Below are 12,283 nucleotides of genomic sequence, written 5' to 3'. Positions count from 1 at the left end.
CATTCCCGCGCAGGCGGGAATGACGTTGTTACATTCTGTCTTCAGCAGCCAACACACCTTCGATTTCCTGCTGGCGTTGCTCTTTATCAAGACCAAACTCTTCGTTTAGCATGCCAGGCTCATTGGGAGCCGTTTTAGGCGCGTAGTCTAACGGTGGAGTAATGGTATCCCCTTCGTTAACAATCGCTGGTGTCTCAGTGTCTCCAGCTTCCAGGGCTTCAAGTGTTTCTTTGGCATTGTCTCCCGCTAACAACTGCGCCCCTTTCGCCAAATGATTATGGACATCGCGGTAGCTGGTGGTTAGCTGGTTTAAAAGACCTGCGGTTTCTACAAAGTGTTCAGACACTTCGTGTTGGTAGCTTTCCTGTTGCTCTTTCATCTCATTAAGCTGGTCTTTCAGCAGGCGTTGTGATTGCTGCGAGGCGCCAGTCTTCAGAGCGATTAGATAGCCAGCGGCCAAGCCGATAATTGTCATAGCAAAAACAACAGTAATAACTAATTCCAGAGAGTACACAAATCTATCCTTCAATATAATTGGGTTTGGGGGGGCTAGTATAACGTTTAAATCGGCGCGCGTCAGAGCCCTGTTGCAACTGATCATAGGTTGATACTGTTTGTTTATCTCGGTAAAGTTGCCCGCCCTAAGGCGCAGAGCCATTTTAGTTAATGATGATTTCAATAGTATGACTCCTACAGAGCGTTATCAATCGGACCTTAAACAGCCGGATTTTTCTTATGATCCCGCCCAAGAGCAGGCCGTGGCTTATTTGCAGGATTTATATAGTCGCTTACTAGCGGCGGAGGCTGAAACTACGAGTGATGGTTTCATTTCTCGTTGGTTAGGTCGTTTTAAGACTCCGGAAACAGCTGAGCCTGTCAAAGGCTTGTATTTCTGGGGCGGGGTTGGTCGAGGCAAAACCTATCTGATGGACGCCTTTTATGATGCTTTGCCTTTTGAACGTAAAATGCGCGTTCACTTTCACCGTTTTATGCAGCGTGTTCATAAAGAGCTGGCCAAGCTTGAGGGTGAGAAAAACCCTTTAAACCTGATTGCCGACCAGTTGGCCGCTGAAGCCAAAGTGATTTGTTTTGATGAGTTTTTTGTGTCGGATATAACCGATGCCATGATTCTCGGGGGGCTGTTCGAGCAGCTATTTGGTCGCGGTGTTACCCTGGTAGCTACCTCCAATATTGTCCCTGATGGTCTCTATAAAGACGGTCTGCAACGCAGCCGCTTCCTGCCAGCCATTGCCTTGGTCAAGCAGCATACAGAGGTGGTGAATGTTGATGGCGGTATTGATTATCGCCTGAGAGCACTGGAACAAGCAGAGCTTTACCATTATCCCCTGGATGATGGGGCCGATAAAAGTCTTGACCGCTCCTTTACCAGTCTGAACCCCGATGCCGAGCATATTCAGCGCAATGAGCCCCTGGATATAGAAGGTCGGCCGGTTATTGCCCGCTGTGTCTCTGATGATGTGGCCTGGTTTGACTTTAAAGAACTCTGCGACGGCCCCCGCAGCCAGAATGACTATATTGAGCTGGCCCGGGAGTTTCATGCGGTTTTGGTCAGCGATGTGCCGCAAATGGGCACTAGCAAAGATGACCAGGCGCGCCGGTTTATCAATCTGGTGGATGAGTTTTACGACCGCAATGTGAAGCTGGTGCTATCCGCAGAAGTGTCCCTCGAGCAGCTCTATACCGGCGGCAGGCTGAGCTTTGAGTTTGAACGCACCCAGAGCCGATTGTTAGAAATGCAGTCCCATGACTACCTCGCCCTTGAGCATCGACCCTAAGTCATTGGAATATTGGGAATAAGCCACTTATTCCCCCCTAATTAACTCGCCAAAAGCCTTGATCTACCTGCCTCATCTCTGTACAATCCGCGCTCTTCGTAAATACGAGTCCCTGCTCTCAAGTTAGTAGCACCTCTACAATATAGGTTGTTAAAAAGATGAAAACCTTCAGTGCAAAGCCGGATTCTGTTCAGCGAGATTGGTTCTTGGTAGATGCCGATGGCAAAACCCTGGGTCGATTAGCGACAGAAATCGCACACCGCTTGCGTGGCAAGCATAAAGCCGAATACACCCCGCACGTTGATACTGGCGATTATATCGTCGTTGTTAATGCTGAGAAAATCCAGGTTACTGGTAATAAAGCAAAAGACAAAATCTATTACCGTCACACAGGTTATGTGGGTAACTTAAAGTCAATCAGCTTCGAGAAGCTTATTGATAAAGCCCCGGAGCGCGCTATCCAGAATGCGGTTAAAGGCATGTTGCCTCGCAATCCACTGGGTCGCACAATGTTCAGAAAGCTGAAAGTCTACGCTGGTACTGAACATCCCCATGCTGCCCAACAGCCTCAAACACTTAACCTATAACGGACGGAACTATGTCAGCTACTCAATATTACGGTACCGGCCGTCGTAAAACTTCAACAGCCAGAGTTTTCTTAAAATCTGGCTCCGGTGAAATCACTATCAATAAGCGCTCTATCGACACGTACTTCGGTCGTGAAGTTGCTCGTATGATTGTTCGTCAGCCTCTGGAACTTGTAGAAATGGCTGATAAGTTTGACCTTAACATCACTGTTGCCGGTGGTGGCAGCTTTGGTCAGGCTGGTGCAATTCGTCACGGCATTACTCGCGCTCTTATGGAATATGACGAAGGTCTTCGTCCAGCACTACGTGCAGAGGGTTATGTAACCCGCGATGCGCGTGAAGTTGAGCGTAAGAAAGTTGGCCTGCGTAAAGCACGTAAGAAGCCGCAGTTCTCGAAACGTTAATTGTTGGTTGTATTTCGCGCCTGGCAAAGTCTTTAAACAGATTGCCAGGCCACGCAAAAAAACGTCCACGATTGCTAAAGTCTGGGCGTTTTTTTATGACTGTTGATAGGGTTTTCGCTATCAACTGGAAAAACAGCAGATTTTGACTGTTTACTTTTTAGTTTTGACTGTTATGCAGGGGGAAGTCCTTGAATTATCTAGGGTTCATTCTTGTAAGCAGGGGCCAACTTCTTTACTATTTGGCCCCATTCGAAGCAGATATCTGCGGTTTTAGAGAAATTTTTCAAAAATCCGTGCTGAGAGTGGCTACTTTAAGGGTAGTAAAACTCGGTTTGGTTTAAAACTTGTTAGCCTGTAGGGGGATTACGTCATGAGTAATGACGGCGTTAATACTACGCGGCGACGCTTTTTGACAGGAGCTACCTCCGTGGTAGGTGCTGCAGGAGCTGTCGGTATCGCTGTTCCGTTTGTTGGTTCCTGGAACCCAAGTGCCAAGGCGAAAGCCGCCGGTGCACCTGTTAAATTTGATGTCAGTAAGCTTGAGCCTGGCGAAATGAAGGTCGTTGAATGGCGCGGTAAGCCCGTTTACGTCGTTCGTCGTAATGCTGAGTCAGTGGCTGAGTTAAACAGCCTTGAAGGCTCTCTGAAAGATCCCGCCTCGGATACGGCTGACCAGCCTGAGTATATTGAAGGTGCAGCGCGTGCTATCAACCCCGAATATATGGTGCTAGTCGGTTTATGTACTCACCTGGGTTGCGCACCTAAATATCGCCCTGAAGTGGGTTCAATTCCAACCAGTGATGGCAGCGATTGGGTCGGCGGTTTCTTCTGCCCCTGTCACGGTTCAATGTTCGACTTGTCCGGGCGTGTTTACAAAGGTGTACCAGCATCCGCTAACCTTGTAGTACCCCCTTATTCTTTTGAAACCGATACCGTGATGGTGATCGGTGTGGATCAGGAGGCAGCCTAATGATCAATATGCTAGTAGGATTGAGAGATTGGGTTGACGATCGTCTGCCAATTATGCGCGCCTGGAACACCCATATGGGTAAGTACTACGCGCCAAAAAACTTTAACTTTTGGTACTTCTTTGGTGTTCTATCCCTTGTTGTATTAGTTAACCAGTTATTGACCGGTGTTTGGCTCACCATGAGCTTTACCCCTAGTTCTGAAGAAGCGTTTAAGTCGGTTGAATACATCATGCGTGATGTCGATTACGGCTGGATTATCCGCTATATGCACTCCACCGGTGCCTCGGCGTTCTTCGTGGTGGTTTATCTGCATATGTTCCGCGCCTTGATTTACGGTTCGTACAAAAAACCACGCGAGTTGGTTTGGTTGTTCGGTATGGTGATCTTTGTTGCGCTGATGGCTGAAGCCTTTGTAGGTTACGTACTACCTTGGGGCCAGATGTCTTACTGGGGCGCACAGGTAATCATCTCCTTGTTCGGTGCTATCCCGGTTGTGGGTGAAGATATCGTACAGTGGATTCGTGGTGACTTCCTGATCTCGGGTATTACCCTAAACCGTTTCTTCGCACTACACGTTGTTGCACTGCCTATTGTTCTATTAGGTTTGATTGTGATGCACTTGTTAGCTCTTCACGAAGTGGGTTCTAACAACCCGGACGGCGTAGACATCAAGAAAAACAAAGATGAAAACGGCGTACCTTTAGACGGCGTTGCTTTCCATCCTTATTACACGGTGCACGACCTGCAAGCGATTGCTGTGTTCCTGTTTGCCTTCTGTGCGATTCTTTTCTTCGCGCCGGAAATGGGCGGTTACTTTATTGAGTATGCAAACTTTGAAATTGCTAACTCACTGAAAACCCCTGAGCATATTGCGCCGGTCTGGTACTTCACGCCGTTCTACTCAGTATTGCGTGCGGTTCCTGATAAGTTGTTAGGCTTTATCGCCTTCGCAGCCTCGGTAGCGATTCTATTTATCCTGCCATGGATTGATCACAGTAAAGCCAAGTCATTCCGTTATAAAGGTAAAGTACCTACCATTATGATTGGTGTGTTTGCTGCTGCGTTTATTATCCTGGGTGTGTTGGGTGTTAAGTCTCCGACTCCAGGCAGAACTATTTTGGCGCAGGTAACCACTATCGTTTACTTCGCGTTCTTCCTGACCATGCCGTTCTGGACCAATAAAGCGTTTGCCGCTTTACGTTTTGGCAGCATGTGGTTCACCGGCTTGTTCCTGCTGTTTATTGGCTTGGACGGTTTTGATCCTTCGTCACAGGAACCATTGTATTCAGCGCGTATCTACGCAATTCTTAATGCACTACTGTTCTTTGCCTTGCCCTTTATGGTTGCTAAAAACCAGGAATTACCAGAGCCTGAGCGTGTAACGATGAATGGTGGTATGGGCTTCTGGAAAACACTGGGTTCTTTAATCGCGATTGCACTACTGTGTCTCGTTCCCCTGACTGCCGTTGGCGCATCAGCCAAGGTTGATTTGGATCATATTGAAGTAGATGCCACTGACAAGGCTTCACTGCAAAAAGGTGCCCAGCTTTATATGAACTACTGCATAGGGTGTCACTCTATGCAGTATGCGCGTTATGAGCGTACCGCTAACGATATTGGTGTGCCGGTTGAGTTGTTTGAAGGCAACCTGAAGTTTGAAGGTATGTCCGGTGAAATTGAGGGCGCTGCCAAAATCGGTGACCTGATGGAAAACGCCATGCCAAAGCCTATGGCAAAAAAATGGTTTGGCGCAGCGCCACCGGATTTAACACTGGTAGCCCGCTCTCGCGGTGCTGACTGGCTATACACTTACTTGCGTACCTTTCACGCTGACCCAAGCCGTCCTTATGGCGTGAATAACAAAACTTTTAAAGATGTGGGCATGCCCCACGTTTTGCTTGAACTGCAAGGTATGACTGAATGTGCTCCTGGCACGGCTAAAGCAGCTAACGGTGGCATTAAGCGTGATGAGCTAACCGGTGAAGAAGTTTTATTTGCCGAAGACGGCTCTGCTTTAAACCCTTGTGGACGTCTTGTTGTTACCGAGCCAGGCCTGTTGACGCCTGAAGAGTATGATCAAGCAATTTATGACTTGGTTAACTTTATGGCCTATGTAGCTGAGCCTATGGTAGAAGACCGCAAGCGCATTGGTATCTATGTGTTGTTATTTATCACGCTGTTCTTTGTCTTTGCCTATTTGCTAAACCGCGAATATTGGAAGGATATACACTAACAGTGTATTAATGGCGGATGCTGATTTTGGAACAATCGATCCACCGTTTTTTTGAAAATTATTTTTTGTTAAAGAGCTGAATTCAGCTAAGGAAAACCAAATGGGTGTTGTTGCAAAACGGTCTTCAATGACTTTCTTCTCCGATGCAAATAGCCACTATAGCCACCGTGTGCGTATTGTATTAGCCGAGAAGGGTGTTACCGTTGATGTCATCGAAGCGGATGCGAATAATATCCCTGCCGAACTAACGGATATGAACCCTTATAACAGTCTGCCAACCTTGCTGGACCGTGACTTGGTGTTATACGAATCCAAAGTGATGATGGAATATCTTGATGAGCGTTTTCCACATCCTCCACTATTACCTGTTTATCCGGTAGCTCGCGGTGCAAGCCGTCAGTATATCTACCGTATTGAGCGTGACTGGTGTGTATTGGTTGATAGCCTGGTTGAAGGTACAGCCAATGCCAAGACCTTGGAAAAACAGCGTAAAGAATTGAAAGAAAGTTTGATGGCGATTGCGCCTATCTTTACTGAAAAGCCTTATTTTATGAATGAAGAATTTACTTTGGTAGATTGCTGTTTGGCTCCAATTCTTTGGCGCTTACCCGCTTTAGGGATTGAAATGCCCAACAACAAGCAGACCAAGCCGCTATTGGCCTATATGGATTCTTTATTTGAACGTGAGTCCTTCCAGGCCAGCTTGTCAGAAATGGAAAAAGAAATGCGTAGTCCTCAAGTGGCGTCATAATGACCTCAGCTACGGTTTTAAAAAAGGGATGATTTGTCATCCCTTTTTTGTTCTTGGCTTTTTATTGGTAGCTCGGCACAAACGGTAATTTATCTATGACCATGACATCAAGTCGTCCTTATATAGTCAAAGCCCTCTACGAGTGGATTTTGGAAAACGACTGCACACCTTATGTGCTGGTTAATGCTATGGCTGATGATGTTCAGGTGCCACAGGAGTTTGTTAAAAACGGACAGATTGTGTTGAATGTATCGCCAGTTGCCGTTATGGACTTACTACTGACTAATGAAACCATGGAATTTAATGGACGTTTTGGTGGTGTGCCCATGAATATCTATGTGCCAATGACGGCGGTGATGGGTATCTATGCCCGTGAAAATGGGCAGGGGATGATTTTTGATTTGGATGATTCTAATCCGGAGCCGCCATTGCCGGTAGGTCCCAAACCTACTGGTGTTAAATCTTCAGGCCCCAAGCCCGACGATAGCAATAAGAAAAAACCTGGGTTACGAGTCGTTAAGTAAGTTTAAACACCCCATCCCCGTCATTCCCGCGCAGGTGGGAATCCAGTGCTGTCAATTTCCGCTTTAGCGGAAATAACAGCATAAACATGCAGTCTGGATTCCCGCCTTCGCGGGAATGACATAGCGGTTAAATATATTCAAAAATCCTAACGACTTTTTGTACGCCACCGGTTTTTCTGGCCACCTCAGCAGCGCGGGTGGCTTCATCCCTGGTAACCAATCCCATTAAATAGACCACGCCGTTTTCGGTAACGACTTTAATTCGCCCACCTTCCACCGCATCGTCGGCCAGCAGCTTGGTTTTTACCTTGGTGGTAATCCACGAGTCATTAGAGCGAGCGACCATGGAAGTTTTGCCCGCCACAGTGATTTCGTTATGGACACTGCGTACCTTGCCAATTTTGGCCACTGTTTGTGCGGCGAGAATACGTTGCTCTGCGGTATTTACCTGGCCTGCCAGTAACACCACACCATTAAAGCTCACTACCACTATATGCGCCTGTGCTAATTCCTCATGGGCTTTGTCAATATTTACCAGGGCAATGGTTTCAATCACTTCATCGTCCAGCGCTGAGCCCGTTGTGCGCTCGTCTTCTTCGCTTTCAATGGGGTCGGCAGTGGTGGCGGATAAAATAGAACTACAGCCCTGTATAGTGAGTATTAGCAGGCTTAAAAAAAACAGGTTTAAAAAAGGTTTTGCAGTACAGGTCTTCATGGGTATTAGTGGCTCCCAAATAATTGTTGGTCAATTAGCTCAGACAGATAATTGATAATTTGTAACTGTGACTCCATTACCCTGGCATTATTATCGCTGGGTATAGGTAATTCAATATCCTCAGGCTGTAATAAAGCCTTAATGTCACTGCTTTGCTGGTGGCTTAAACAGATCACAACCATTTCTCTATCATGAGCTGCTTTAATGGCTTCCAGGGTGGTGCCAGAATCATTGGCATTGGAAATAATAAACAGAATATCTCCGGCTTGCCCAAGAGCACGAATCTGGCTACCAAAGATATTTTTAAAATTACCATCGGCGGAAAGAGCGGTAATCGTTGTTGCATCGCTGCTTAAATTAATCGCTGGCAGGCTGGGGCGCTCATAATCAAAACGGTTGAGCAGATGAGCAGAAAATACTTGTGCCAGGGCGCCATTGGTGGCTTCCCCGCAACAGAGGATTTTATTTTCACTCAGTAAGCACTGCACCATCAGCATGGCGCAATCGCTTACCCTGGCAGATTGCTCATCCAGTGTGCGCATGGTGGTATCAATACTGCTGTGAAAAAGCTCTATAACGTGCTGGTCTAAATCCATAATGTTTATTACTGTCTCATTGATTCTTAAACCGTGAATGCATCTTTTATCCATGTCCAGTGCAACGTGGCATGGCCGTCGGGTCTTGCTGCTATAACATCAAACCGGCAGGGCAGGTTGTTATACTGCGGATGCTCCAATAAATAAAAAGCCGCCGCTTTACTAAGTTTCTTTTGCTTGCGCCAATCGACGCTGTCTAAACCGTCGCCAAAGCTATTTTGCCTGCGGTAGCGTACTTCAACAAACACCAGGTGTTCATTGTCACGCATAATAATATCAATTTCACCGGCCTTGCAGTGATAGTTAGCTGCTATAAACTTCAGCCCTTGCTGTTGCAACCATTGGCTGGCTTTTTGCTCAACCGCTGCTCCCGTGTTGTTGCTATTGCTGTTAGTTGGCCATTTCCCAATCATTAGTGACGCCTTCCCTGTCGTTTAAAATTAAATCAATAGTTTCTGTGGCCGTTGGAATAATCGTGGCCTTATTGCGTTTAAACCGGGCAAATAACATTTGCCGTTCAATCTCGTTGCGCTCATTTAATTTCAATCTGCCGGTATGGCCATAAACACGGCTGTTGGCGGTTTCCTGTAGCTGGCGCAACCTGGGGTGTAGCTGGAAACTATCAATACCCAGTGCGTACATACGCTGGTATTGCTTACTCTGTTTGATTTCTGTGTTGATGGTTTGTTGCATGGCCGAAGGCTTCCTAAGCACCCAGGGCATATCGGTAAATCTTATACCGTTAATATCACGGTCTTTGCGGGTATCTTCATAGCCGGCATACAGGCGGGAGGTACCGTATATAGGTAAGTCACCTGCATAATGGTATTCCAGTAACGGTTTTAGTGAGCGGGCCTGTTGCGGTCTGGCTAACATAAACACCATATCAATATCCTGGCGCCTTCTTGGTAGAAATTCTATCGGTTCACCGATTAAGCGCCGGATGCGTTTTGAGCGGTCTTCACTTTCTTGCAGTAATAAAGAGTCTTTCAATGAGTTGGAGTAATCTGCCTGGCCGGTATATAAGCTGCGCTTTATCGTTTTGCCCCCCAGGGCTTCCCAGCGCTCGCTAAAGGCCTGGCTAACCTTGTCACCCCAATCGCCTTTTGGGGCAATAATTAATGCCTGCCGGTGATTTTCAAGAAAGGCGATATCGGCCACCTGGCTGGCTTCATCCTGCGGTACCAGGCCAAACTGGAACAGCTGTTCCGGGGCGTCACCATAATCAGTAATACGGTTAAGGCCCAGTGTTGGCACGGGTAAATCACCGGCATCGAATAATAAGCTGAGTCGATGCTTTTCCAAAGGCCCGATAATCATCTCAGCGCCTTCAGTAATGGCCTGTTGGTAAAGGGCCATAAAGTCACTGTGGTTTTCGGTATTGTAAATTTTCAGGTTGGGTACTTTGCCGCCACGGTTGCGAGTTTCATACAGTGCGGCGATAAAGCCATCCCGTACCGCTTTGCCAAACGGTGCCAGTTTACCGGTGAGTGGTAAGAGTAAGGCGACCTGTTGTGGTCTATTGGCTGCCAGTTCTTTGATCAGTTGAAGGCCGCCGGGCAGCTCTTGGTTGGCGGGGTGATCCTGCCATTGTTGTTGCCAGCTTTGGAGTTGGGCCAGCTGTTGTTCCAGGTCTCCCTGGTTGTCTTTGGCAATAACCGCAAGTTCCAGCCAGCCTTGGTACTCGCCACCAAAGCTGGTTTTTTGGTAATGGAGCAGGTCAGCGGTGGAAACATACATCAGCGAATTCCAGATAGCTTCACGGTTGCTGCGCTGGTTTTTGGAGTTGAGTAGGGGGTTGATATAAATACGCTGTTGGGCGCTGGCGATATGGCTGCCTAGTAGCGCAAAGACTTCAGCCCTTAATAAGGCGTGGGTGAGTTGTCGGGTTTGTGAAAGGGTATCGAGGTTTTCCAGCAGGCGAGGGGTTTCCAGTAGCAGCCTGGCTTCCTGATACTCTCCCCGCTGAATCAGTAGCTCACTGCTGACCTCAACATAGCGGGCATAGTCCCTTAGCGGCAGTAAATCGGGTTGCAGTTGGTTGATAATTTGCTGGGCCAGGTGGCGCTGTTCTTCCTCTAGCAGCAGAGTAGCCGCTTTAAGTTGCATGCGCTCTTTAGCAGGGGACAGGCTACCGTGTGCTTCAGTCAGTAGCCCTTGAATACGCTCAGCCTTGGATAGGGCTTGCTGTTCAGGAGAGCTGGGCCTGGTCGACAGGCCGCCACAGGCCACCAGCATGCTGCTTAATAGTATTAATAAAAGAGTTGTTCTCATTGTCTCTGCATTGTTAGGCTAGCGTCTTTAATATCCAATCAGCGGGAATTATTTGTGACAGTTAGCTCAGGCCCTAATTCATGTCTTTCTTCATGTCTCTACGTAGTAGCAACACCCATCGGTAATCTGGGTGACATGGTACCGCGAGCAGTAGAGGTACTACAATCGGTAGATGTGATTGCCGCTGAAGATACTCGTCATAGCAAGCGATTAATGCAGCATTTTAATATTGCTACCCCACTGGTGGCATATCACGATCATACCGGTGCCAATATCATCGACGCATTGGTAGAAAAATTAGCCAATGGTCAATCCATCGCCCTGATTTCTGATGCGGGTACCCCCTTAATATCAGACCCCGGCTACCGTTTGGTGGACGCTGCCCTGGCGGCCGGTATCCAGGTTGTACCTATTCCCGGTGCCAGTGCCGCCATTGCTGCACTCAGTGCTGCGGGTCTTCCCTCTGACCGATTTATGTTTGAGGGGTTCCTCAATGCCCGGCAGCAAGCTAGAACTAAACAGCTTGAGGCTCTTAAAGGTGAAACCTGCACGCTGATCTTCTATGAGGCCCCCCATCGTGTATTGGCCTGCTTAAGGGATATGTCGGCTGTATTGGGTGCTGATAGACAGGTTGTAATGGCGCGTGAGTTGACCAAGACTTTTGAAACTATTAAACGTGCGCCTGTGGCTGAACTGGCGGATTGGGTTGAGGCTGACCATAACCAGCAAAAAGGGGAGTGTGTATTGCTGGTTCATGGTGCCGATAAGGCAGATGGCTCAGATTCTGAAGGTCATCGAGTGTTTGATATTCTCGTTAAAGAGCTTCCTCTAAAGCAGGCCGCCGCTTTGGCTGCTAAAATTTCCGGCGGCAAAAAAAATCAGCTCTATCAGTATGGCCTCGATCAACAAAAGGATTAAACCTTAGTCCGCTTGTTATTCCCCCTAAAGCATGGCAATCTCCCGCCCGAGCCAGCCAGGCAGTCGCTGGGCCTTTTTCTCTATTCTTTCACTTGTGGTTGAACGGGGTTGGGGCCGAGAGGAAAGTCCGGGCTCCATAGGGTAGAACGCCAGGTAACACCTGGGGGGTGCAAGCCTACGGAAAGTGCAGCAGAGAGCAGACCGCCTAAGCTTCCTCGGAAGCCGGTAAGGGTGAAAGGGTGGGGTAAGAGCCCACCGCGTAGCTGGTAACAGTCTACGGCATGGTAAACCCCGTTCGGAGCAAGACCAAATAGGCCCACTATAGGCGTGTACCCGCGCTGTGGGCGGGTAGGTTGCTAAAGATTTATGGCGACGTAAATCGTAGATGAATGACTGTCCACGACAGAACCCGGCTTATCGGCTGGCTCACTTTTTTTGATCTGGCGCGTTTGAGTTGCTGGCTTTTTAGATAGATCGGTTGCCGGGTTCTGTCATGGACAGGGTCCACTGCGCT

13 protein-coding genes and 1 other RNA gene are annotated in these 12,283 nt (G+C 48.0%); 9 read left to right on the top strand and 5 right to left on the bottom strand.

Annotated elements, in window-relative coordinates:
* Nucleotides 1-28 precede the first annotated feature (28 nt).
* The gene (locus P8H32_RS10430) at nt 29-514 is read right to left on the bottom strand and encodes a DUF1043 family protein (protein ID WP_301089346.1); all 486 of its coding nucleotides are present in this window, start codon (nt 512-514) and stop codon (nt 29-31) included.
* Nucleotides 515-683: 169 nt separating this feature from the next.
* On the opposite strand from P8H32_RS10430, the gene zapE reads away from it, so the two are divergent.
* From zapE to P8H32_RS10395, 7 genes are all read left to right on the top strand, one after another.
* Nucleotides 684-1,796, top strand: coding sequence for a cell division protein ZapE (gene zapE, locus P8H32_RS10425; RefSeq protein WP_297293273.1), 1,113 nt, complete (start codon nt 684-686; stop codon nt 1,794-1,796).
* Between the two features lie 158 nt (nt 1,797-1,954).
* Entirely contained in the window at nt 1,955-2,383 is a 429-nt protein-coding gene (gene rplM / locus P8H32_RS10420; RefSeq protein WP_297293274.1) for a 50S ribosomal protein L13, read from the top strand.
* Between the two features lie 11 nt (nt 2,384-2,394).
* The gene (gene rpsI, locus P8H32_RS10415; RefSeq protein ID WP_297293275.1) at nt 2,395-2,787 is read left to right on the top strand and encodes a 30S ribosomal protein S9; all 393 of its coding nucleotides are present in this window, start codon (nt 2,395-2,397) and stop codon (nt 2,785-2,787) included.
* A 370-nt stretch (nt 2,788-3,157) separates the two neighbouring features.
* Entirely contained in the window at nt 3,158-3,757 is a 600-nt protein-coding gene (gene petA, locus P8H32_RS10410; protein WP_297293276.1) for a ubiquinol-cytochrome c reductase iron-sulfur subunit, read from the top strand.
* A complete protein-coding gene (locus P8H32_RS10405) occupies nt 3,757-5,991 on the top strand; it encodes a ubiquinol-cytochrome c reductase (RefSeq protein ID WP_301089345.1) in 2,235 nt (744 codons plus the stop codon). Before petA ends, P8H32_RS10405 begins: the two co-directional genes overlap by 1 nt.
* 100 nt (nt 5,992-6,091) lie before the next feature.
* On the top strand, nt 6,092-6,742 hold the full coding sequence (locus P8H32_RS10400) for a glutathione S-transferase N-terminal domain-containing protein (protein WP_301089344.1): 651 nt from the start codon (nt 6,092-6,094) through the stop codon (nt 6,740-6,742).
* A gap of 95 nt (nt 6,743-6,837) precedes the next feature.
* Nucleotides 6,838-7,266 (top strand): ClpXP protease specificity-enhancing factor, encoded by a 429-nt coding sequence (locus tag P8H32_RS10395; RefSeq protein WP_297293556.1) that lies wholly within the window; start codon nt 6,838-6,840, stop codon nt 7,264-7,266.
* Between the two features lie 127 nt (nt 7,267-7,393).
* Here the strand turns inward: P8H32_RS10395 and P8H32_RS10390 are convergent, their stop codons facing one another.
* Genes P8H32_RS10390 through P8H32_RS10375 form a run of 4 tightly spaced genes read right to left on the bottom strand, consistent with a single transcriptional unit; the run spans nt 7,394 to nt 10,851 of the window.
* Entirely contained in the window at nt 7,394-7,981 is a 588-nt protein-coding gene (locus tag P8H32_RS10390; RefSeq protein WP_297293558.1) for a BON domain-containing protein, read from the bottom strand.
* Nucleotides 7,982-7,986: 5 nt separating this feature from the next.
* A complete protein-coding gene (locus P8H32_RS10385; RefSeq protein WP_297293560.1) occupies nt 7,987-8,577 on the bottom strand; it encodes an SIS domain-containing protein in 591 nt (196 codons plus the stop codon).
* A gap of 26 nt (nt 8,578-8,603) precedes the next feature.
* Nucleotides 8,604-8,990 carry a YraN family protein gene (locus P8H32_RS10380; RefSeq protein WP_301089343.1) on the bottom strand — a complete coding sequence of 129 codons (387 nt, stop codon included), beginning with the start codon at nt 8,988-8,990 and terminating at the stop codon, nt 8,604-8,606.
* Nucleotides 8,968-10,851 carry a penicillin-binding protein activator gene (locus P8H32_RS10375; RefSeq protein ID WP_301089342.1) on the bottom strand — a complete coding sequence of 628 codons (1,884 nt, stop codon included), beginning with the start codon at nt 10,849-10,851 and terminating at the stop codon, nt 8,968-8,970. The genes P8H32_RS10380 and P8H32_RS10375 overlap by 23 nt, the downstream gene beginning before the upstream one ends.
* Before the next feature lie 54 nt (nt 10,852-10,905).
* Between P8H32_RS10375 and rsmI the strand changes: the two genes are divergently transcribed.
* Nucleotides 10,906-11,769, top strand: a complete 864-nt coding sequence (rsmI, locus tag P8H32_RS10370; protein WP_297293566.1) for a 16S rRNA (cytidine(1402)-2'-O)-methyltransferase — start codon at nt 10,906-10,908, stop codon at nt 11,767-11,769.
* Nucleotides 11,770-11,816: 47 nt separating this feature from the next.
* An RNA gene (gene rnpB, locus P8H32_RS10365) (RNase P RNA component class A) lies at nt 11,817-12,202 on the top strand.
* Nucleotides 12,203-12,283 lie beyond the last annotated feature (81 nt).

The organism is Oceanicoccus sp., from assembly GCF_029238675.1.
Taxonomy (GTDB): domain Bacteria; phylum Pseudomonadota; class Gammaproteobacteria; order Pseudomonadales; family Dasaniaceae; genus Oceanicoccus.
The sequence above is the reverse complement of the archived record's forward strand: the minus strand, read 5'-3'. Positions and strand labels throughout refer to the sequence as shown.